This is a genomic window from Streptomyces sp. YJ-C3, from assembly GCF_053891275.1.
This window is the reverse complement of record NZ_CM132685.1, coordinates 445,869-466,963: the sequence shown is the minus strand read 5'-3', so window position 1 is coordinate 466,963 and position 21,095 is coordinate 445,869. Positions and strand designations below refer to the sequence as shown.

19 protein-coding genes are annotated in these 21,095 nt (G+C 71.3%); 5 read left to right on the top strand and 14 right to left on the bottom strand.

The genetic code is table 11. The features are described from left to right. Positions 1 to 17 precede the first annotated feature (17 nt). Positions 18 to 1,622 (bottom strand): MDR family MFS transporter, encoded by a 1,605-nt coding sequence (locus tag ACVHNB_RS02085; RefSeq protein WP_428953169.1) that lies wholly within the window; start codon positions 1,620 to 1,622, stop codon positions 18 to 20. A 151-nt stretch (positions 1,623 to 1,773) separates the two neighbouring features. Between ACVHNB_RS02085 and ACVHNB_RS02080 the strand changes: the two genes are divergently transcribed. After that, positions 1,774 to 2,355, top strand: a complete 582-nt coding sequence (locus tag ACVHNB_RS02080; RefSeq protein WP_428953170.1) for a TetR/AcrR family transcriptional regulator — start codon at positions 1,774 to 1,776, stop codon at positions 2,353 to 2,355. 10 nt (positions 2,356 to 2,365) lie between these two features. Here the strand turns inward: ACVHNB_RS02080 and ACVHNB_RS02075 are convergent, their stop codons facing one another. Next, positions 2,366 to 3,022 (bottom strand): M23 family metallopeptidase, encoded by a 657-nt coding sequence (locus ACVHNB_RS02075; protein ID WP_428953171.1) that lies wholly within the window; start codon positions 3,020 to 3,022, stop codon positions 2,366 to 2,368. Positions 3,023 to 3,504: 482 nt separating this feature from the next. Here ACVHNB_RS02075 and ACVHNB_RS02070 point away from each other — a divergent pair, with 482 nt between their 5' ends. Further along, positions 3,505 to 6,528 carry an NACHT domain-containing protein gene (locus tag ACVHNB_RS02070; protein ID WP_456227293.1) on the top strand — a complete coding sequence of 1,008 codons (3,024 nt, stop codon included), beginning with the start codon at positions 3,505 to 3,507 and terminating at the stop codon, positions 6,526 to 6,528. A gap of 88 nt (positions 6,529 to 6,616) precedes the next feature. On the opposite strand, the gene ACVHNB_RS02065 is transcribed toward ACVHNB_RS02070, so the two are convergent. After that, a complete protein-coding gene (locus ACVHNB_RS02065) occupies positions 6,617 to 9,145 on the bottom strand; it encodes an ATP-dependent Clp protease ATP-binding subunit (RefSeq protein WP_428953173.1) in 2,529 nt (842 codons plus the stop codon). 431 nt (positions 9,146 to 9,576) lie between these two features. Between ACVHNB_RS02065 and ACVHNB_RS02060 the strand changes: the two genes are divergently transcribed. Then, positions 9,577 to 10,197 (top strand): SCO3374 family protein, encoded by a 621-nt coding sequence (locus ACVHNB_RS02060; RefSeq protein ID WP_428953174.1) that lies wholly within the window; start codon positions 9,577 to 9,579, stop codon positions 10,195 to 10,197. Here ACVHNB_RS02060 and ACVHNB_RS02055 read toward each other — a convergent pair. The 10 genes from ACVHNB_RS02055 to ACVHNB_RS02010 all read right to left on the bottom strand — a co-directional run bounded on the left by ACVHNB_RS02055 (position 10,176) and on the right by ACVHNB_RS02010 (position 18,278). Then, positions 10,176 to 10,511, bottom strand: coding sequence for a histone-like nucleoid-structuring protein Lsr2 (locus ACVHNB_RS02055; RefSeq protein ID WP_428953175.1), 336 nt, complete (start codon positions 10,509 to 10,511; stop codon positions 10,176 to 10,178). The two genes, ACVHNB_RS02060 and ACVHNB_RS02055, sit on opposite strands and share 22 nt — an antisense overlap. A 253-nt stretch (positions 10,512 to 10,764) precedes the next feature. Further along, the gene (locus ACVHNB_RS02050; RefSeq protein WP_428953176.1) at positions 10,765 to 11,325 is read right to left on the bottom strand and encodes an amino-acid N-acetyltransferase; all 561 of its coding nucleotides are present in this window, start codon (positions 11,323 to 11,325) and stop codon (positions 10,765 to 10,767) included. A 9-nt stretch (positions 11,326 to 11,334) separates the two neighbouring features. Continuing rightward, positions 11,335 to 11,859 (bottom strand): BlaI/MecI/CopY family transcriptional regulator, encoded by a 525-nt coding sequence (locus tag ACVHNB_RS02045; RefSeq protein WP_428953177.1) that lies wholly within the window; start codon positions 11,857 to 11,859, stop codon positions 11,335 to 11,337. 74 nt (positions 11,860 to 11,933) lie between these two features. After that, positions 11,934 to 12,122, bottom strand: a complete 189-nt coding sequence (locus tag ACVHNB_RS02040) for a hypothetical protein (RefSeq protein ID WP_428953178.1) — start codon at positions 12,120 to 12,122, stop codon at positions 11,934 to 11,936. A 13-nt stretch (positions 12,123 to 12,135) separates the two neighbouring features. After that, positions 12,136 to 12,732 (bottom strand): hypothetical protein, encoded by a 597-nt coding sequence (locus ACVHNB_RS02035; RefSeq protein WP_428953179.1) that lies wholly within the window; start codon positions 12,730 to 12,732, stop codon positions 12,136 to 12,138. 97 nt (positions 12,733 to 12,829) lie between these two features. Further along, on the bottom strand, positions 12,830 to 13,627 hold the full coding sequence (locus ACVHNB_RS02030; RefSeq protein ID WP_428953180.1) for a type III pantothenate kinase: 798 nt from the start codon (positions 13,625 to 13,627) through the stop codon (positions 12,830 to 12,832). A gap of 10 nt (positions 13,628 to 13,637) precedes the next feature. After that, positions 13,638 to 14,633: a carboxylating nicotinate-nucleotide diphosphorylase gene (nadC, locus tag ACVHNB_RS02025; protein WP_456227292.1), complete on the bottom strand. Its 996-nt coding sequence runs from the start codon at positions 14,631 to 14,633 to the stop codon at positions 13,638 to 13,640. Next, positions 14,630 to 16,363 carry an L-aspartate oxidase gene (locus ACVHNB_RS02020; RefSeq protein ID WP_456227291.1) on the bottom strand — a complete coding sequence of 578 codons (1,734 nt, stop codon included), beginning with the start codon at positions 16,361 to 16,363 and terminating at the stop codon, positions 14,630 to 14,632. The genes nadC and ACVHNB_RS02020 overlap by 4 nt, the downstream gene beginning before the upstream one ends. Then, positions 16,360 to 17,346: a pantoate--beta-alanine ligase gene (gene panC, locus ACVHNB_RS02015; RefSeq protein WP_456227290.1), complete on the bottom strand. Its 987-nt coding sequence runs from the start codon at positions 17,344 to 17,346 to the stop codon at positions 16,360 to 16,362. The genes ACVHNB_RS02020 and panC overlap by 4 nt, the downstream gene beginning before the upstream one ends. Continuing rightward, complete coding sequence (locus tag ACVHNB_RS02010) at positions 17,343 to 18,278, bottom strand: Rossmann-like and DUF2520 domain-containing protein (RefSeq protein WP_456227289.1); 936 nt, start codon at positions 18,276 to 18,278, stop codon at positions 17,343 to 17,345. Before ACVHNB_RS02010 ends, panC begins: the two co-directional genes overlap by 4 nt. A gap of 134 nt (positions 18,279 to 18,412) precedes the next feature. On the opposite strand from ACVHNB_RS02010, the gene ACVHNB_RS02005 reads away from it, so the two are divergent. Next, entirely contained in the window at positions 18,413 to 19,573 is a 1,161-nt protein-coding gene (locus tag ACVHNB_RS02005) for a threonine aldolase family protein (protein ID WP_428953185.1), read from the top strand. A gap of 7 nt (positions 19,574 to 19,580) precedes the next feature. On the opposite strand, the gene ACVHNB_RS02000 is transcribed toward ACVHNB_RS02005, so the two are convergent. Next, positions 19,581 to 19,802, bottom strand: coding sequence for a hypothetical protein (locus ACVHNB_RS02000; RefSeq protein WP_428953186.1), 222 nt, complete (start codon positions 19,800 to 19,802; stop codon positions 19,581 to 19,583). Positions 19,803 to 19,974: 172 nt separating this feature from the next. On the opposite strand from ACVHNB_RS02000, the gene ACVHNB_RS01995 reads away from it, so the two are divergent. After that, complete coding sequence (locus tag ACVHNB_RS01995) at positions 19,975 to 21,081, top strand: DUF5937 family protein (protein WP_428953187.1); 1,107 nt, start codon at positions 19,975 to 19,977, stop codon at positions 21,079 to 21,081. Positions 21,082 to 21,095 lie beyond the last annotated feature (14 nt).

Below are 21,095 nucleotides of genomic sequence, written 5' to 3'. Positions count from 1 at the left end.
CTGAGGGAGCGGTCCGCTCAGACGGTGTCCGGCACCGTCACACCGCTCCGTGCGGCGTCCCCGGCCGCACCGCCCTCGACCGGCTTGTCGTCGGCCGGCTTCTGCGGACCGGCTCCGCGCAGCGCGACCTCCTTCACGAACAGCGCCGCGATCAGCGCGCCGATCGCCACGATCGACCCCAGCAGGAACGCGTTGTGCGTACCGGAGGAGACCGCGACCTTGTAGGCCTCCTGGACCGGCTCCGGCAGCTTCGCCAGGCTCGCCGCGTCCAGCTGCGCCGACTGCTCGGTGATCTTTCCGCCGAGCGCTCCGGCCTTCGCGGCCATGACGTCCTGCACCTTGTGGTTGAACAGCGCGCCCATGATGGCGACACCGAACGACGAGCCGAGCGTGCGGAACAGGGTCGTGGACGAGGACGCGACGCCCATGTCCTTCATCTCGACGCTGTTCTGCGCGACCAGCATCGTGATCTGCATCAGGCAGCCCATACCGGCACCGAGCACGGCCATGAAGACGCCGGACATGAAGCGCGAGGTCTCGGTGTCCATCTGGGCCAGCAGGAACAGACCGGTCACCATCAGCACGCTGCCGACGATCGGGAAGACCTTGTACTTGCCGGTGTTCGTGGTGACCCGGCCGGCGACCAGCGAGACGGCCATCATCGACAGCAGCATCGGGAGCAGCAGCAGACCGGAGTTGGTCGCGGACGCGCCCTGCACGGACTGCTGGTACAGCGGGAGGAAGAGCACCGCGCCGAACATCACGAAGCCGGTGATGAACCCGATCAGGGACATCAGCGTGAAGTTGCCACTGCGGAAGATGTGCAGCGGCACGATCGGTTCGGCCGCCTTGGTCTGCGAGAACACGAACCCGACGAGGGCGGCGACACCGATCCCGATGAGCTCCATGATCACGGCGGAGCCCCAGGCGTACTCGGACCCGCCCCACGTCGTGACGAGCACGATCGAGGTGATGCCGACGGTGAGGAGCGCCGCGCCCAGGTAGTCGATCTTGCCCGAGGAGCGCTTCTTCGGCAGGTGCAGCACCGCGGTGATCATGACCAGCGCGACGGCGCCGATCGGCAGGTTGATGTAGAAGGTCCAGCGCCAGCCGAGGTGGTCGGTGATGGCGCCGCCGACCAGCGGTCCGCCGATCATCGCGAGCGCCATGACGCCGGCCATCATGCCCTGGTACTTGCCGCGCTCCCGGGGCGGGATCAGGTCACCGATGATCGCCATGACGCCGACCATCAGACCACCGGCGCCGAGGCCCTGGACGGCCCGGAAGGCGATCAGCTGGTCCATGTTCTGGGCCATGCCGCTGAGCACGGAGCCGACCAGGAAGATCACGATGGAGGTCAGGAAGGCGCCCTTCCTGCCGTACATGTCGCCGACCTTGCCCCACAGGGGAGTGGAGGCGGCGGTCGCGAGCGTGTAGGCGGTGACCACCCACGACAGGTGCTCGATGCCGCCGAGGTCGCCGACGATCGTCGGCATCGCGGTGCCCACGATCATGTTGTCGAGCATGGCGAGCAGCATGGCGATCATCAGCGCCATCAGCACGACGCGTACGCTGCGCGGCTGTTTCACCTGCTCTTTGTCCTGTATCGCTGCTTGCGCCATGACCCTCAACTCCCCCAGAAGCCGATTCAGAGATTCCGGGACTTACTTGTCGCCCGGCTAGTTGCTTACACTGGGGAAGGTAGAACCCGAACTAGCCGGGCGTCAAGTAAGTTTTCTCCCAAGAGAACTCGAGGAGCACGAGGGGCACGCGATGGTCACGGGCAGCAGCAAGCCACAGCAGCGCCGCGGGAACACCCGCCAGCGCATTCAGGACGTTGCCCTGGAACTCATCGCCGAGCAGGGGTACGAGAAGACCTCGCTCCGGGAGATCTCCGAGCGGCTGGGCGTCACGAAGGCGGCGCTCTACTACCACTTCAAGACCAAGGAAGACATCGTCGTCAGCCTCTTCACCGACCTGATGACGCCGATCGACGACCTGATCGCCTGGGCGAAGGAACAGCCGCCCACCCTGGAGACGAAGCACGAGATCCTGCGGCGCTACAGCCTCGCCCTGGCCGGCGCGGCCCCGCTCTTCCGGTTCATGCAGGAGAACCAGGCCACGATGCGCGAGCTGAGCATCGGCGAGAACTTCAAGGACCGGATGACGGCCCTGCTGGACGACCTGCTGCCCGAGGAGGTCACCCTCACCGAGCGGGTCCGCTGCTTCAGTGCGCTGTTCTCCATGCACGCGGGGATGTTCGTGCTCAGGGACGTCGAAGGCGACCCCGAGGAGAAGCGCAAGGCCATCCTCGAGGTCGCCACCGATCTGATCACCCAGGCCCACAAGGGCTGAGCGGGCTGCGTCAGACGCGCACGCCCTTCGAGTTCAGGAACGCGACCGGGTTCACGGCCGAGCCGTAGTTCGGCGTCGTACGGATCTCGAAGTGCAGGTGCGGGCCGCTGGAGTTGCCGGTGTTGCCGGACAGCGCGATGTGCTGGCCCGTGGACACGTTCTGGCCGACGCGGACGTCGATCCGGGACAGGTGCGCGTACTGCGAGTACGTGCCGTTGGCGTGCTTGATCACGATGGCGTTGCCGTACGCGGGGCCGTCGCCGGCGCCGTTCGGGCCGGTCTTGACGACGGTGCCGCCGTGCACGGCCATGACGTTGGTGCCGATCGCCACGGCGTAGTCCTGGCCGGAGTGCTTGCCGGTGGACCACATGCTGCCGCCCTGGGCGTAGCCCGCGGAGAGCGTGTACTTGGCGACCGGGTCGATCCAGGAGGCGGCCTTCTTGGCGGCGGCCTGCTTGGCGGACGAGGCGGCCTTCGCCTGGGCGGTGGCCTGGGCGTCCAGGGACGCGGCGGCGACGCCGGGCAGCGCGCCCGCCTGAGCGGTGTCGGCGGCGAACGCGGCCCCGGTGCCCAGCACCGCGGACACTCCGAATCCGGCGGCCACGACGGCGGCACGCTTGCGGAGGATCGACGTACCGGACGACAGGGACTTGGTGCGCTTCGACATGCGGGAGACCTCTTCGGGGTGGGGGACGTCGGGGGTCCTGTTCGCCCTCCGGGACATGAGCGGCACCGGCGGGCAAGAAGGGACCCGGCACACGTCCTCGTGTCACCGGGTCGGCCATCCCTTGGTAACCCCCGCCCCCACCCCGGCCCAAACAGCCCTTCTACTACCCGGCCTCGTACCGTTCCTCGGGCCGGAAGTCCCCTTGACACCCCGGATCAACGGATCGCAGATTGTCGGATTTATCCGCCGATCCAAGGTTTAGGCCCACTTCGCACCCCCGACCCCAAGCCGTTCCGGGCCGCGAACCCCGCCTCATTCCCAAAACGGACAAAACACCAGAACCCATCAACCGCGTAACAGTCGTCCCGCGACCCCGTTGCTCCACTATTTCGCCTAGTACCGGACAAATCGCCTGTGCGGCATGTCACCGGGCGGCAAGATCCAACCCCCGGCGAGTGTGATCGGGGCTACGCTCCCGGGCCATGGATCCCGCAGTCCTCGGCACCCGTCTGGCATCGAGCGTGCTCGTCCCGGCACTCAAGAAACTGCTGGTTCAGGAGGGCCCCGGCGCGGGCCTCACCGACCGGCCCGTGCGGCTGTCCGCCCTCGTCTCCTTCCGGGGCGAGAAGCGCACCCTGACCGACCAGGACCTCGCGCGGCTGGCCGGGAAACTGGTGGCCGGCGCCGTGGAGGGCCCCGGCGAGGCCCCGTTCCCGTACGACGAGCGCGAGGCCGTGGTCCACGCCCTCACCCGGACCCTGCGCTCCCTGGGCGACCTGGGCATGGACGACGTCCAGGCCGTCCGGCTCGGCCACCACGAACTGGCCCGCACCCTGCGCCGCGCGGCCCCGGCCCCCGGCCTGTCCGCGGACGCGGCCTACTTCCTCGACTCGCTCACCGAGTGGGCGTGCCTGCACATCCTGCACTTCTTCACCCAGCGGTCGACCTTCGTGGCCCGCACCCTCGTGGAACAGAGCCGCGGACAGGCCGACCTGCTCGCCAGGACCGACGAACTGATCAGACGGCTGCCCCCGGCGGGGTCGGCGGACGCCGACTTCGAGGCGCGCTACCGCTCCTATCTCGCCGGACGCCACGGCCGGCTGACCATCTTCGGCCTCGACCCGCACGCCGGCGACGAGACCTGGCCCCTGGACGTCGCCTACCTCAGCCTGGAGATCGCCGACACCGCGGACACCGACCCGCTGCCCGACGGCTCCCCGGCCGCCCCGTCACGGCTCGACGCCGAGGACGCCCTCGCCCGGCACGACCGGGTCCTGCTGCGCGGCGAGGCGGGCTCCGGCAAGACCACCCTCGTCCAGTGGCTGGCCGTCACCTCCGAGGGCCACGTCCCCTACGTCCTGCCGCTGCGCACCCTCGTCCGGCTGCCCCGGCTGCCCGCACCGGCCGAGTTCCTGTCCGCCGCCTCCGACTGCCCGCACACCCCGCCCGACGGCTGGGCCGAGCGCGTCCTGGCCGACGGCCGCGCCCTCGTCATGGTCGACGGCCTCGACGAGGTCCCCTCCGCCGACCGCGCCCGGGTACGCGACTGGCTCCTCGCCCTGGTCCACGCCTTTCCCGGCAACCGCTGGCTGCTCACCGCCCGCCCCACCGCCGTGCGCACCGGCTGGCTGGCTGTCGACGGCTTCGGCGAACTCGCCCTCGCGCCGATGGACCGCCCCCGCGTCACCGCCTTCGTCCGCCGCTGGCACGCGGCGGCCCGCGCCCCTGAGCACGAGGAGCCGCTCCTGGACGCGCTGCGCACCAAGCCCGACCTGTCCCGGCTCGCCACCAACCCGCTGATGTGCGGCCTGATCTGCGCCCTGCACCGCGCCCGCCGCGGCTATCTGCCGCCACGCCGCAAGGCCCTGTACGACGCCGCGCTCCAGATGATCCTCACCGAGCGGGGCCGGCAGCGCGGCATGGACGGGCTCGACGGCGTCACCCTGGAGACCGACGACCGGACCGAACTGCTCCAGCGCCTCGCCTACGCCCTCGTCCTCGCGGGCCGCACCGAGATGGACGAGGAGACCGCCCTCTCCCTCCTCGGGCGCGCCCTCCCCTCCGTCCCCGCCGCGGCCGCCCAGGGCGACGCACCGGCGATCCTGCGCCATCTGCTGCTGCGCAGCGGAGTGCTGCGCAGCCCCGCGCCCGAGGTGATCGGCTTCGCGCACCGCACCTTCCTCGACCACCTCGCCGCCCGGTACGCGGTCGAGGAGGGCCACCTCGACGTCCTGCTGGGCCACGCCGACGACCCCCAGTGGGAGGACGTGCTGCGCATGGCCGTCGCCCACGCCCGCACCCGCGAACGCTCCCGCCTGCTGCGCGGCCTGCTGGCCGCGGATGTCCCCCGGCTGACGCTGCTCGCGCTGGCCTGCCTCCAGGACGCGTCGTCGGTCGACCAGGAGGTGGTCGAGGAGGTGCGGGACCGGGCCCGGGACCTGATCCCGCCGCGGGGCCGGAACGCGGCCGAGCGGCTGGCGCTCGCGGGCCCGCTGGTCCTGGAGCTCCTGCCCGGCCCCGCGGGCCTGACGGACGCCGAGGCGCACTGCGTGGTGATCACGGCGTCGCTCCTCGGCCGGGAGGGCGCCCTGCCCGTCCTGAAGAAATACCGGGAGCACCCGTCGCTGGACGTACGGCGGCAACTGGTCGGGACATGGCACCGGTTCGACGCGCAGGAGTACGCCGACGAGGTGCTGGCCCACCTGGACCGGGACCGGCTGGACCTGACCGTGACCGGCCGGGACCAGTGGGAGGCGGCGCGGCGCACGGCGCCGTGGCGGCGGATCGACCTGCACGGCCCGTTCTCGTTCGAGGACGTCCGCACCGGCACGGACCCCGAGGTCCTCACGTCGCTCACGCTGATCGACAACCCGGAGGTGGACGGGCTGGGTCCGGTGCGCGATCTTCCGGCGCTGCGCACGTTCTCCCTGGACCGGTGCCCCGGCGTCGCGGACCTGGCGCCGCTCACCGGCCTGGACCTGGACCACGTCGGTGTCTCCGGCCTCGATCCGTCGACGGACCTGCGGGTGCTCGCTTCCCTGAGCGGGCTGCGCTCCCTCACGGTGGGCCAGGCGCTGCCCGGCGCCTCCCTGGCCGACAGCCTGCCCGTGCACGGCGGCCTGCGGCGCCTCTACCTCACCCGGGGTGCCGTGGCCACGACCGGGCTGCGGGGCCTCGACGCCCTGTCCGGGCTGGAGTTCCTCAGCCTGAGCGCCCGCCTGGGCCCGCTGGCGCCGGACGACTGGCACCGGATCGCCGCGCACCCGGCGCTCACCGAGCTCTTCCTGGCTGGCGAGATCCTCCCGCCCGCACCGCTGCCCGAACTCCCCCGGGTGACGGCCCTGAGCCTGCACCTGCCCGGCGGCCCGGACCAGTTCGCCGCCCACGCGCCGCTCTTCCCGGCCGTACGCACCGTCGAGATCCATCCGGGCCGGCAGGCCACCCAGGACCCCGCCGGGTACACCGGGCTCTTCCCGCACGCCGACGTCACCGTCCACACCCGCTGAGGGGCCGACGGGCGACACAAACGGGTGGGCCCGGACCGTTCACGAAGAACGGTCCGGGCCCACCCGTATCAGGCTCACCCCGAAGGGGTTACGCCTCCTTGCTCAGATTCGGCCCGGATCCACCCGCGGCCGCGTCCTCGATCGGCGGGACGTCGGGCAGTGCCGACTTCTCCTCGCCGCGGAAGGTGAAGGTCTTGTTCTCGCCCTCGCCCTCCGTGTCGACGACCACGATGTGGCCCGGACGCAGCTCGCCGAAGAGGATCTTCTCGGAGAGCGTGTCCTCGACCTCGCGCTGGATCGTGCGACGCAGCGGCCGCGCGCCGAGAACCGGGTCGTAACCCTTCTTCGACAGCAGCTCCTTCGCGGACTGCGAGAGCTCGATGCCCATGTCGCGGTCCTTGAGGCGCTCGTCCACCTTGCCGATCATCAGGTCGACGATCGCGAGGATGTCTTCCTGGGTCAGCTGCGGGAAGACGACGACGTCGTCCACACGGTTGAGGAACTCGGGACGGAAGTGCTGCTTGAGCTCGTCCGACACCTTGTTCTTCATGCGCTCGTAGTTGGTCTTCGTGTCACCCGTGGCCGCGAAGCCCAGGTTGAAGCCCTTCGAGATGTCACGGGTTCCAAGGTTGGTCGTCATGATGATGACCGTGTTCTTGAAGTCCACGACGCGGCCCTGGGAGTCGGTCAGGCGACCGTCCTCCAGGATCTGCAGCAGCGAGTTGAAGATGTCCGGGTGGGCCTTCTCCACCTCGTCGAAAAGGACGACGGAGAACGGCTTGCGGCGCACCTTCTCGGTCAGCTGGCCGCCCTCTTCGTAGCCCACGTAACCGGGGGGCGAACCGAAGAGACGCGAGACCGTGTGCTTCTCGCTGAACTCCGACATGTCGAGGGAGATCAGCGCGTCCTCGTCACCGAAGAGGAACTCGGCGAGCGCCTTGGACAGCTCGGTCTTACCGACACCGGACGGACCGGCGAAGATGAACGAACCACCCGGACGCTTCGGGTCCTTGAGGCCCGCACGCGTACGACGGATCGCCTTCGAGAGCGCCTTGACGGCGTCCTTCTGGCCGATGACCCGCTTGTGGAGCTCGTCCTCCATGCGCAGCAGACGCGAGGACTCCTCCTCGGTCAGCTTGAAGACCGGGATGCCGGTGGCGGTCGCGAGGACCTCGGCGATCAGCTCGCCGTCGACCTCGGCGACGACGTCCATGTCGCCGGCCTTCCACTCCTTCTCGCGCTTGGCCTTCGCCGCCAGCAGCTGCTTCTCCTTGTCGCGGAGAGACGCCGCCTTCTCGAAGTCCTGGGAGTCGATGGCCGACTCCTTGTCGCGGCGCACGCCCGCGATCTTCTCGTCGAACTCGCGGAGGTCCGGCGGCGCGGTCATCCGGCGGATGCGCATCCGGGAACCGGCCTCGTCGATCAGGTCGATCGCCTTGTCCGGCAGGAAGCGGTCCGAGATGTACCGGTCGGCCAGGGTCGCGGCCTGGACGAGGGCCTCGTCCGTGATCGAGACGCGGTGGTGGGCCTCGTACCGGTCACGGAGACCCTTGAGGATCTCGATGGTGTGCGGCAGCGACGGCTCCGCGACCTGGATCGGCTGGAAGCGGCGCTCGAGAGCCGCGTCCTTCTCCAGGTGCTTGCGGTACTCGTCGAGCGTGGTGGCACCGATGGTCTGGAGCTCACCGCGGGCCAGCATCGGCTTCAGGATGGAAGCCGCGTCGATGGCGCCCTCGGCGGCACCCGCACCCACGAGCGTGTGCAGCTCGTCGATGAACAGGATGATGTCGCCGCGGGTGCGGATCTCCTTGAGGACCTTCTTCAGGCGCTCCTCGAAGTCACCGCGGTAGCGGGAACCGGCGACCAGCGCGCCGAGGTCGAGGGTGTAGAGGTGCTTGTCCTTGAGGGTCTCGGGCACCTCGCCCTTGACGATGGCCTGGGCGAGGCCCTCGACGACGGCGGTCTTGCCGACGCCGGGCTCACCGATCAGGACCGGGTTGTTCTTGGTGCGGCGCGACAGCACCTGCATGACGCGCTCGATCTCCTTCTCGCGCCCGATGACCGGGTCGAGCTTGGACTCACGAGCGGCCTGCGTCAGGTTGCGGCCGAACTGGTCGAGCACCAGGGACGTGGAGGGCGTGCCCTCGGCAGGACCGCCGGCGGTGGCGGTCTCCTTGCCCTGGTAGCCGGAGAGCAGCTGGATGACCTGCTGCCGCACCCGGTTGAGGTCTGCGCCCAGCTTGACCAGGACCTGGGCGGCGACGCCCTCGCCCTCACGGATCAGGCCGAGCAGGATGTGCTCCGTGCCGATGTAGTTGTGGCCCAGCTGAAGGGCCTCGCGGAGCGACAGCTCCAGGACCTTCTTGGCACGGGGGGTGAAGGGGATGTGGCCGGACGGGGCCTGCTGGCCCTGACCGATGATCTCCTCCACCTGCTGGCGGACCGCCTCGAGCGAAATCCCGAGGCTCTCCAGGGCCTTAGCGGCGACACCCTCGCCCTCGTGGATCAAGCCCAGGAGGATGTGCTCGGTGCCGATGTAGTTGTGGTTGAGCATCCGGGCTTCTTCCTGAGCCAGGACGACAACCCGCCGCGCGCGGTCGGTGAACCTCTCGAACATCGTTAATCGCTCCTCAGAGCGGTCAGGCAGTAAGGGGTCGGTCCCCTCCCTGTCCTTCCGCAGCTTAGTCCCGCAAGCGGGGACCGCTCATTCCAACTGCCGACACCCGTTCATGGCCTCCTGCCCCCGAACGCCGACAACTGCTCCAACCCGATGGTGCGAGACGATGTTCCCGCAGGCCAGGCAGATACCCCCACCATCACTACGCCGATGGCGAACGCGAGATGCCCGGCGACCACGTGTCGCCCCTCCCACTAGGGATGTCTTACCCGCACGGACTGACACTCCATGCGGCGCGCGCCGGTTCCCTCCGCTACGGGCGAACACCCTTGCACCGCCGAACACCCCCGTACGCCCCCAATCCGGACACTCTGCGCTTACACAGTGCCACACTGCGTAACCCTGAAGCGCTCGCGGCGGTTGCTCCTGGCATGGTCGCCCCCCTTTCCGCCTCCGGCACCGTCCCCACGCCGCGTCGTCCGCTCGACGCGGCCGGATCCGACCCGGTCCAGCAGTGGTACGAGGACGAGCTCGGCTGGGCCGTGACGGCCGGCCCCGAGGGCGTCCGGCTGCGCACGGGGCTGCGGTTCGACGTCCTGGAGCTGCCGGCCGACGCCGGTTTCGCGATGCTGGGCAGATGCGACCCCCGGTCACCGGTGGCCGTGCGGGGGGAGACGATGCAGCTGCTGGTCGCCGCGGGCAGCGCGGACGAACTGCCGGGGCTGCTCGACTGGCTGGAGTGGGGGGCGCTGCCCCTGGACCTCGTCGCGGTCGGCGCGGACGGGTTCATCGACGCGCCGACACCTCCGGGGTGGACCGGCTCGCAGGAGGCCGCGGTATGGGTGCGGCCCCCCGAGCCCGGGCGCGAGGTGGAAGAAGTACTTCCGGCTCTGACGACCCTGACGGCCGTCTCGACCTGGTCGGTCGTGGGGGGCGGTGGGGGCGCCCCCGATCTCGTACGACTCGTGGACACGGCGGCGACACAGTGCCACCGGGCCCGGCTGCGCCGCGCATCGGCCGTGCCGAAAGATCAGCCGTTGGCCTTCTCGTAGGCCTCACGGATCGCCTGGGGAACACGGCCGCGGTCGTTCACGTCGTGGCCGTTCTCCTTCGCCCAGGCGCGGATCTGCGCGGTGTCCTGGTTACCGCCGGACGCGGCGCGCGCCTTGCCCCGGCCACCCGCGGCACGGCCACCGGTGCGACGGCCACCCTTGACGTACGGGTCGAGGAGGCCACGGAGCTTGTCCGCATTGGCGGTGGTGAGGTCGATCTCGTAGGTCTTGCCGTCGAGCGCGAACGTCACGGTCTCGTCCGCCTCGCCACCGTCGAGGTCATCGACAAGAAGGACCTGAACCTTCTGTGCCACCGGATTTCCTTTCATCGATATCTGAAGGGCCGGCCCCCCTGCGACCGCGGCCGCTGTTTCGCCGTCCCCTTGTTATATGCAGTACTGCAGTACGTCGGAAAGCAAACCGCTTTTGCCGGGAAAACACAAACCCCTGGCTGAGATCAGGGAGAGATCCCGGAGTTGTACGCTGCCCGGCCCGGCCGAAAACATGCGCGTTTCGGACATAGGGAACCCCGCTCGGGGAGCGTTGCCGGAATACCGTCCGGGTCGATCACAGATGCAGAAGCATCCGGCTGTTGCCCAAGGTGTTCGGTTTCACTCGTTCGAGACCGAGGAACTCCGCGACGCCCTCGTCATAGGAACGCAGCAGCTCGCTGTAGACATCGGTGTCAACGGTATCGACGGGCGTCTCGCCGATCTCCACGAAGCCGTGCTTCATGAAGAACTCGACTTCGAAGGTGAGACAGAAAACCCGGCGAACCCCGATCCAGCGCGCGGTCTGCAGCAGCTTCTCCAGCACCTTGTGGCCGACGCCCGAGCCCTTGACCTGTGGATTCACCGCGAGAGTGCGGACTTCCGCCAGGTCTTCCCACATGATGTGCAGAGCACCGCAGCCGACGACCTCCGCGTTGTCGTCGCGTTCCGCCACCCAGAACTCCTGGATGTCCTCGTAAAGCGTCACCGTGGCTTTGTCGAGCAGGATCCCCTGTCGGCTGTACGCGTCGAGCAGTCGACGTACCGCCGGTACATCGGCGGTCCTGGCCCGGCGGACGGTGACCGCTTTTGCGGTCGATTCGGAGCGTGTGGAGACTTCGGGGAGCTCTGCTGGCATGAACGGACGCTATCGCCCGGGCCCCTCGTCCGCTTCCTCGGGTCCCGGCGGCACTTCGGCCGGTACTTCGGACGGCACTTCGGCGGGTACTTCGGCGGGCACATCGGCGGGCACTTCCGGCTGAACGATCCGCATCGCGTCCCTGAGCGCCTCGCGCTGCTGGGGCGACATCATGCCGAAGAAGGCGACGAGGGCGGCGGCCGGGTTGTCGCTCTGCGCCCACGCCTCGTTCATCAGTGCGGCCGAGTAGGCGGCCCGAGTGGAGACGGCCTCATATCGATAGGCCCGGCCTTCCGCCTCGCGGCGCACCCAGCCCTTCTGATGGAGATTGTCCAATACGGTCATCACCGTCGTGTAGGCGATGGACCGTTCCTGCTGGAGGTCCTCCAGGACTTCCCTCACCGTCGCCGGGCGGTTCCACTTCCACACCCGCGTCATCACTGCGTCTTCGAGTTCTCCCAAGGGGCGCGGCACGAGCAGCACAATAGTGGGAGAAGTCCGTAATTCAACGCCGGACGTGGCGAACGGCTTCAATCAATGACAAAAGGGGCACCCCGTGGGTGCCCCTGATCCCGGTCGTGATCCCGGTCGCGCCTGCCGCGGTGCGCTCAGGCGCCGGCCTCGTGCCGCACGCCGCCGTTCTGCTGGGCGGCCTCGGCGCGCGCGAGGGCGGCGTCGACGGCCGCGTCCTCCTTGGCCTTCTTGTCGCCGCCCTGCGACTTCACGATCGTCACGATCAGACCGATGAAGAACACGGCCATCACTACCGGGGGCACGAGCGCGGAGACGTAGTCCATGCCCCCAGAGTAGCTAGCCCGCCGCCAACCGCTGCGACGGGGCCGGTGGCTGCGCCGGCCTGCGTTTGGGCGGGAAGACCTCGGCCGGGGTGGGCACGGGCTTCGGCGCGTCGCCCGGCCGGGGCTTCGCGGGCTGCTGGTCGGCGCCGGCCAGGCCGCCGGGCAGCGCGAGCAGATGCGTACGGGAGGCCGGGACGCGGCGGCGGTGGCGCGCTTCCAGCCGGTCCCGCACGCCCTGTTCGGCCAGGGCGCGGCAGCGGTCGAGCAGGGCCGCCGCGGTGGGGTTGCCGCGCAGTGCGCGCAGCGCCGCGAGGTCGTCGACGCCGGGCTGGTGGCCCGCCGCCAGGGCGTCCTCGAGGAGGCTCAGATAGCCGGTGACGGAGCCGGGCAGGGCGGCCCGGTACCGGTCGAGGTCGGCGAGCAGGAAGGCCCGCATGCGGGCGCTCTCCTGAACGGCCTCGTCGACCGACTCCGCGAGTCGGAGGCAGTCCCCGACGTCCTTGTCCGAGGCAGGGCTGGGGTGGAGGGCGAGGGCGAGGGCGCGTCGGAGCACACGCAGCTCTTCTGCACCGAACGCCATGCCGCCGCGGTTTCCGTAGGGCGTGGGCATGGACCGACAATACGCACCATTACGGACAAAATCCGCTTAACCGGCAATTACCGGCGCGCCCTCGCTCGCCTGCTTACTCGCGTACTTACGCGCGCGCTCAAAGGCGCGAGACATTCCGCTCGTACACCAGCCTGAGTCCGATCAGGGTCAGCCACGGCTCGTGCTCGTCGATGACCGAGGCCTCACCCAGCACCATGGGCGCCAGCCCGCCCGTCGCGATGACGGTGACGTCCTCCGGGTCGGTCGCCAGTTCCTTGGCCATCCGGTTCACGACCCCGTCGACCTGGCCCGCGAAGCCGTAGACGATGCCCGACTGCATGGCCTCGACCGTGTTCTTGCCGATGACGCTGCGCGGCCGGGCCAGCTCGATCTTGCGCAGCTGCGCGCCGCGCACGCCGAGCGCCTCGACGGAGATCTCGATGCCGGGGGCGATCACGCCGCCCGCGTACTCGCCGCGCGCGGAGACCGCGTCGAAGGTCGTCGCCGTACCGAAGTCCACGACGATCGCGGGGCCTCCGTAGAGCTCGACGGCCGCGACCGCGTTGATGATGCGGTCGGCGCCGACCTCCTTGGGGTTGTCCATGAGGATCGGGACGCCGGTCTTGATGCCGGGTTCGACCAGGACGGCGGGGACGTCGCCGTAGTAGCGGCGGGTGACTTCGCGCAGTTCGTGCAGGACCGAGGGGACGGTCGAGCAGATGGCGATGCCGTCGATGCCGTCGCCGAGCTCGTCGCCGAGCAGCGGGTGCATGCCCATCAGGCCCTGGAGCAGGACGGCCAGCTCGTCGGCCGTGCGGCGGGCGTCCGTGGAGATGCGCCAGTGCTCGATGATCTCCTCGCCGTCGAACAGGCCGAGGACGGTGTGGGTGTTGCCTACGTCGATGGTCAGGAGCATGGCGTCCGCGTCACTCCGCTTCGCGCAGGTCGAGGCCGATGTCCAGGATCGGCGAGGAGTGGGTCAGGGCGCCCACGGCGAGGAAGTCGACGCCGGTCTTCGCGTACGCCGCCGCGTTCTCCAGCGTCAGGCGGCCGGAGGACTCCAGGAGCGCGCGGCCGGCGGTGAGGGCCACGGCCTCCTCGGTCTCGCTCGGCGTGAAGTTGTCGAGCAGGATCAGGTCGGCGCCGGCGTCGAGGACCTCGCGCAGCTGGTGCAGGGTGTCGACCTCGACCTCGATCGGCAGGCCGGGGAAGCGGTCCCGGACGGCCTGGAAGGCCTGGGCGACGCCGCCGGCCGCGACCACGTGGTTGTCCTTGACCAGGGCCGCGTCCGACAGGGACATGCGGTGGTTGACGCCGCCGCCCGCGCGGACCGCGTACTTCTCCAGGGAGCGCAGGCCCGGCGTGGTCTTGCGGGTGTCGCGGACCTTGGCCTTGGTGCCGTCCAGGGCGTCCGCCCACGCGCGCGTGGCGGTCGCGATACCGGAGAGACGGCACAGCAGGTTGAGCGCGCTGCGCTCGGCGGTGAGCAGGTCCTGGGTGCGGGTGGTGACGGACAGCAGCTTCTGCCCGGCCGTCACACGGTCGCCGTCCTCGGCGTGCCGCTCGACCTCGAACTCGTCGCTGGCCACTACGGAGATGACCGCCTCGGCGACGCGCAGGCCCGCCACGACGCCGTCCTCGCGGGCGGTGAAGTCCGCGGTGGCGACGGCCTCTTCGGGGATCGTGGCGACGGTCGTCACGTCGACGCCGCCGTCGAGGTCCTCGGCGATCGCCATGTGGGCGATGTCCTCGATCTCGACCGGGTGCAGGCCCGCGTCGAGCAGGAGCTGGGCGAGCGACGGGTCGAGGCCGCACTCCATGGCGTCCTCGGAAGACGCGTGCGCGCAGCCGCAGTTGTCGCCGCAGCCGCCGCTGTCGGCGTCTGCCAGGGGGAGGTCGGGGGTGGCGCTCACGTCGGTCACTGCTCCTGAAGGGTCGTTGCCGGGAAGTCTGCGGTCTGTGTGGTGTGCGTGGCCAGAGTCCGGTCGGGATTCAGGCGTACGACGATGTGGCGGCGCCAGTTCGTGTCGTCGCGGTCGGCGTGGTCCTCGCGCCAGTGGCAGCCGCGGGTCTCCTCGCGGCGGCGGGCGGCGGCGACCAGGGCGCGGGCCACGCACAGCAGGTTCGTGGCCTCCCAGGTGTCGACTCCGGGGACGGCCGTCTTGCCGTTCTCCGCGAGGGCGTCGGCGGCCTCCGCGTGGATGCGGCCGAGCTGGGCGGCGGCCTCGGCGAGGGAGTCGGCGGAGCGCAGGACGCCGGCCCCGGCCGTCATCGCGCGCTGGATGGCGAAGCGGGCCTCGGCGGGCAGGAGGGGGTGGGTCGGGGTCTGCGGGTGCGGGACCGGTGCCGGTACGCGCGCGTGCAGGTGGTTCTCGGCGTGCTGCTTCTTGATGTCGTCCGCGATGCGCTCCGCGTAGACCAGCCCCTCCAGGAGGGAGTTGGAGGCGAGGCGGTTCGCGCCGTGGACGCCCGTGCAGGCGACCTCTCCGCACGCGTACAGGCCCGGCACCGTGGTGCGGCCGTGCAGGTCGGTGCGGACGCCGCCGGAGGCGTAGTGCGCGGCCGGGGCGACCGGGATCGGCTCGGTGATCGGGTCCATGCCGTGGGCGCGGCAGGCGGCGAGGATCGTGGGGAAGCGGTGCTCCCACATGTCGGCGCCGAAGTGCCGTGCGTCGAGGTACATGTGCTCGGTGCCGCGCTCCTGCATGCGGCGCGTGATGCCCTTGGCGACGATGTCGCGCGGGGCCAGCTCGGCGAGTTCGTGCTGCCCCACCATGAAGCGCACGCCGTCCGCGTCCACGAGGTGGGCACCTTCGCCGCGCACGGCTTCGGAGACGAGCGGCTGCTGGCCCTCGGCATCCGCGCCCAGGAAGAGCACGGTCGGGTGGAACTGGACGAACTCCAGGTCGCTGACCTCGGCGCCCGCGCGCAGGGCGAGGGCCACGCCGTCGCCGGTGGACACGTGCGGGTTCGTGGTCGCCGAGAAGACCTGGCCCATGCCGCCGGTCGCGAGGACCACGGCGGGGGCGAGGACCGCGCCGACGCCGTCGTGCTGGCCCTCCCCCATGACGTGCAGCGAGACGCCGGCCGTGCGGCCGTCCTCGTCCGTGAGCAGGTCCAGGACCAGGGCGTTCTCGATCGTGCGCAGGCCCGCCGGGCGGCCGTCGCCGTCCGTGGCCGAGCGCACCGCCTCGACGAGCGCCCGGGAGATCTCCGCGCCGGACGCGTCGCCGCCCGCGTGCGCGATGCGGCGGCGGTGGTGGCCGCCCTCGCGGGTGAGGTCGAGGGCGCCGTCGGCGGTCTCGTCGAAGCGGGCGCCGGTCGCGATGAGGCGGCGTACGGCGTCGGGGCCCTCGGTGACGAGGGTGCGCACGGCGTCCTCGTCGCACAGGCCCACGCCCGCGACCAGGGTGTCGTCCAGGTGCTGTGCGGGGGTGTCGCCCTCGCCGAGCGCGGCCGCGATGCCGCCCTGGGCCCAGCGCGTGGAGCCGTCGTCGAGGCGGGCCTTGGTGACGACGACCGTGGTCAGGCCCGCGGCCGCGCAGCGCAGCGCGGCGGTCAGGCCCGCGACGCCGGAGCCGACGACCACGACATCGGCCTCGATCGACCAGCCGGGGGCAGGTGCGTGCAGGCGTATACCGGTGGAGTTCACTGGCGGGCTCCGAAGGTCAGGGGCAGGTTGTCGATCAGCCGGGTCGTGCCCACGCGCGCGGCGACGGCGAGGACGGCCTCGCCCTCGAAGCCGTCGGGTACGTCGGTGAGGTCGGCCGGGTCGATCAGGGCCAGGTAGTCGAGCGCGACGGGGGGCTGGAGACGCGCGGCGCCGTCCAGGACCTGGCGGGCCGCGGCGAGGACGGCCGCGGGGCCGCCCGGGAAGGCGACGGCGTGCGCGTCGGCGGCGGCGCGGGCCTCGCCGAGCGCGCCCAGTGCCTGGGCCCGCGCGCGCGTGGCCGGGTTCTGTGCGGCACGCGCGCGAAGGGCCTCCTGCGCGGCGTGCCGGTCGCGGCCGGCGAACAGGGCGCGGGACAGGACGAGCGCGCTGCGGCGCTCCTCCGGCGACAGGTAGCGGTTGCGGGAGGACAGGGCGAGGCCGTCGTCCTCGCGGACCGTGGGCACGGCGACGATCTCCACGTCGAAGTTCAGGTCGCGCACCATGCGGCGGATCAGGGCGAGCTGCTGGGCGTCCTTCTGCCCGAACAGGGCGACGTCGGCGCGCGTGAGGTGCAGCAGCTTGGCGACGACGGTGAGCATGCCGTCGAAGTGGCCGGGGCGCGAGGCTCCTTCGAGGCGCTCGCCCATCGGTCCGGCGGTGATGCGGACCTGGGGCTGTCCGCCCGGGTATACCTCGTCGGCGGAGGGCGCGAACACGGCGTCGGCGCCCGCCTGTTCGGCGATCTTGACGTCGGCGTCGAGGGTGCGCGGGTAGCGGTCGAGGTCCTCGCCCGCACCGAACTGCAGCGGGTTCACGAAGACGGTGACGACCACTTCGCCGCCGGCGCCCGCGCGTTCGCGTGCCGTACGGATCAAGGTGGCGTGGCCCTCGTGCAGGGCGCCCATCGTCATGACGACGACCCGCTGCCCGGTACGCGTGCGTGCCCGCAGTTCCTCGCCTTCATGCAGCACGGCCGTGGTCATCGCGTCTCCTCCGCACCGGTCGCGAGGACGCCGAGCAGGTCCTCGGCGAGCTCCGGCTTCAGCAGGCCGTGGGCGAGGGCGCGGTCGGCGGTCGCGCGCGCCATCGCGAGGTATCCGGCGACGGTCCCCGGGGCGTGCTTGCGCAGCTCCGAGACGTGCGCGGCGACCGTGCCGGCGTCGCCGCGCGCGACCGGTCCGGTGAGGGCCGCGTCGCCGGACCTGAGCGCGTTGTCGAGGGCCGCGCCGAGCAGCGGGCCGAGCATCCGGTCGGGGGCGGAGACGCCCGCGTCGCGGAGCAGCTCCATGGCCTCCGCGACCAGCGTGACCAGGTGGTTCGCGCCGAGGGCGAGGGCCGCGTGGTAGAGCGCCCGGTTCTCCTCGGCGATCCACTCGGGCTCGCCGCCCATCTCGATGACCAGGGCCTCGGCGGCGAGGCGCAGCTCCTCGGGCGCGGTCACGCCGAACGAGCAGCCGGCCAGCCGCTCGACGTCGACGGCGGTGCCGGTGAACGTCATCGCGGGGTGCAGCGCGAGCGGCAGGGCGCCCGCGCGCAGGGCCGGGTCGAGGACCTTGGTGCCGAACCGGCCGGAGGTGTGCACGAGCAGCTGCCCCGGGCGGATCGAGCCGGTCTCGACGAAGCCCTCGACGAGGCTCGGCAGCACGTCGTCGGGGACCGTGAGCAGCACCAGGTCGGCCCGCGCGAGGACCTCGGCGGGCGTCACCAGGGGGACGTCGGGGAGCAAAGTGGCGGCCCGGCGCACGGAGGCGTCGGAGACTCCGGAGACGGCGACGGGGCGGTGCCCGGCCAGTTGCAGGGACGCGGCGAGCACGGGACCCACCCGTCCCGCGCCGACGACGCCCACGGTGAGGCGGGCGGGGCGGTCCTTGGGATCGGTGGGCTCGGATCGGGGGTTCGGGGAGGGAAGTGACACGGGGCGACGGCCTTCCGTTCCAGTCCGCTCGGGGTACCGGACGATTTCTCGTCATGTTAACGCTATCTGGGCGGGCGGGCCTCGGCCGTCCACAGGCTGTGGGCAAGCGCACGCGCGTGCGACATGATCCATGGATGAGCGACACGGACGGGACCGAGGAAGAGAAGCAGGCCGCGCGGCGGCTCGCGGCCTGGCGGGGCGCGGAGCGCAGGCTGGCGCGGCGGCCGAACGAGGCGACGCTGGGTGAACGGCTCGCGCAGCTCACGCAGGCCGCCGGGACGGTGACCGACCTGGACGGCGACCTCGACTTCTACGGCAACGGGGTCGTCGCCGACCTGGAGGCGAAGGTCGCCGGGCTGCTCGGCAAGGAGGCGGCGGCGTTCTTCCCGACCGGCACGATGGCGCAGCAGGTGGCGCTGCGCTGCTGGGCGGGGCGCACCGGGAACCCGGCCGTGGCCCTGCACCCGCTGAGCCACCCCGAGGTGCACGAGCGCGACGCTCTGGCCCAGGTGACGGGCCTGCGCACGGTGCACCCCACGGGCGAGCCGCGCCAGATCACCGCCGACGAGGTGCACGCCCTGGGCGAGCCCTTCGGCACGCTGATGCTCGAACTGCCGCTCAGGGACGCCGGTTTCGTGCTGCCCACCTGGGAGGAGCTGGAGGAGGTCTGCGAGGCGGCACGCGCGCGTGACGCCGTCGTGCACTTCGACGGGGCCCGCCTGTGGGAGTGCACGGAGCACTTCGGGCGCCCCCTGGACGAGATCGCGGAGCTCGCGGACAGCGTCTACGTGTCGTTCTACAAGACGCTCGGCGGGCTGAGCGGAGCGGCGCTCGCGGGCCCGCGGTCGTTCGTCGACGAGGCCAGGGCCTGGCGGCACCGCTACGGGGGTCAGGTCTTCACGCAGTTCCCGCAGGTGCTCGCCGCGCTGGCCGGCCTGGAGCGGGAGCTGCCGAGGCTGCCGGAGTACGTGCGGCACGCGCGCGTGGTCGCGCGGGCGATGCGGGAGGGCTTCGCGCAGGCCGGGGTTCCGTGGGTGCGGATCCACCCGGAGGTGCCGCACACGCACGAGTTCCGGGTCTGGCTGCCGCACGACGCCGACGCGCTCCAGGAGGCGGCGGTCGCGCAGGCGGAGGAGACGCGGACGCTGCTGTTCGGCCGCTGGTGGCCGTCGGACAGGGTGCCGGGGCTCTCGGTCACCGAGGTGACGGTCGCGGGTCCCGGCCTGGAGTGGAGCGCCGACGACGTCCGCGCGGCCGTCGCGGACTTCGTACGGCGTCTGCCGGGCCGGCCGTAGCCGCCGCTCAGCACCCCGCGGCGTGCCCGCGGTGGGCAGAGAAGCGGCGGGCCAGGGCCGTGCGGATGCGGCCGCGGGCCGGGCGGCCGGCCAGGACCGCCCGGAACTGGCGGTAGTCGCGCAGCTCACGGACGGCGTCCAGGTCGTGCAGGCCGGGCACCGGTCCGGGCTGCTCGCCGCGCCGGGCCGCGCGGTACACGTCGAGGGCGTACTGCTGGTGGACGTTCATGGCGAACACCTCTCCCCTTGATTGTCATGCTTCGCCCCGGAATCAGCTCATTTGCTGCGCTTCGAGGCCTACGACCATGAGAGTGCGCCCCGCGCCGCGCGCCGGTCACGTCGATTGACGGCTCCCGTCAATCGACGATCCGGCTGTCGGTGGCGGCGTGCACCATGGAGGCATGAGCGTGAGCATCGACATCACGGGCCTGACGCCCGAGCGCATCGGCGTCGTGCCCTCGCCCCTGGCCGAGCTCGGCATGGCGCTGCACGCGCTGGCCGAGCCCGCGCACCACCCGGGGCTCCAGGGGTGGACGACGAGTGTGTCCGCGCGCCTGGACGCGTGCCTGGCGGACCGGCTGTGCGAGGCGGACTTCCTGTGGCGGACGACGTTCTCGGACATCTTCACGCCGTCGGCCGGGATCCCCGGGCGGCGCACCCGCCCCGGCGCCACGCTCACCGAGGAGCTCGACCTGCTCGACAAGCTGTCCGACGAGCAGTTCGTGGACGCGGCCCTGGAGTTCACCTGCCAGTCCACCTATGCGAGCCGGCTCGCGAACCGGCTCGGTGACCCGCGCGCCCGGGAGCGCGCGCTCGACCTGGCGGCCGCGCGCGGGACCCATCAAGTGCGGTTCACCAAGCGCCTGCTGGACGACCCGCCCGCCATCAGGGCCTGGTTCCGCGAGCTGATGCGGGACTGCGACGAGGCGTTCTTCTCCGACGTGTGGTCGCGTGTGCAGCACCAGTTGGCGGCCGACGCGCGGCACAAGACGGAGCTGCTGCGCCGCAAGGGCCTCGGTGAGGCCCTCGCGGCGACCTCGCCGGCCGTCTCGCTCGACGGGCCGGGCCGCAGCATCACCGTCGACAAGATCTCCGACGGGCACACGGCCACGGGGGACGGCGACCTCGTCCTGACGCCGACCAGCCTCGGCTGGCCGCATCTGTGGGTGCTGCACCGGGTCGAGTGGCAGCCGGTGATCATGTACCCCGTCTCCTCGCCGGGGCTCGCGGCGCCGCCGTCCGTCGAGCAGCTGACGCTGCGCATGTCGGCGCTGGCCCACCCGGTCCGGATGCGGCTGTGCCGCCACCTCGCGCGGGGCTCGTACACGACCGGCGAGCTGGCCGACGCGCACGGGATGTCGGCGCCGGAGATATCCCGGCACCTGTCGGTGCTGAAGAAGGCGGGGCTGATCACGACGCGGCGCCAGGGCCGTTACGTACAGCACCAGTTGGACCTGAGCGTGGTGTCACGGCTCGGCGGCGACTTCATCGAGGGCGTGCTGCGTTAGCGCGCCCGGAGGGC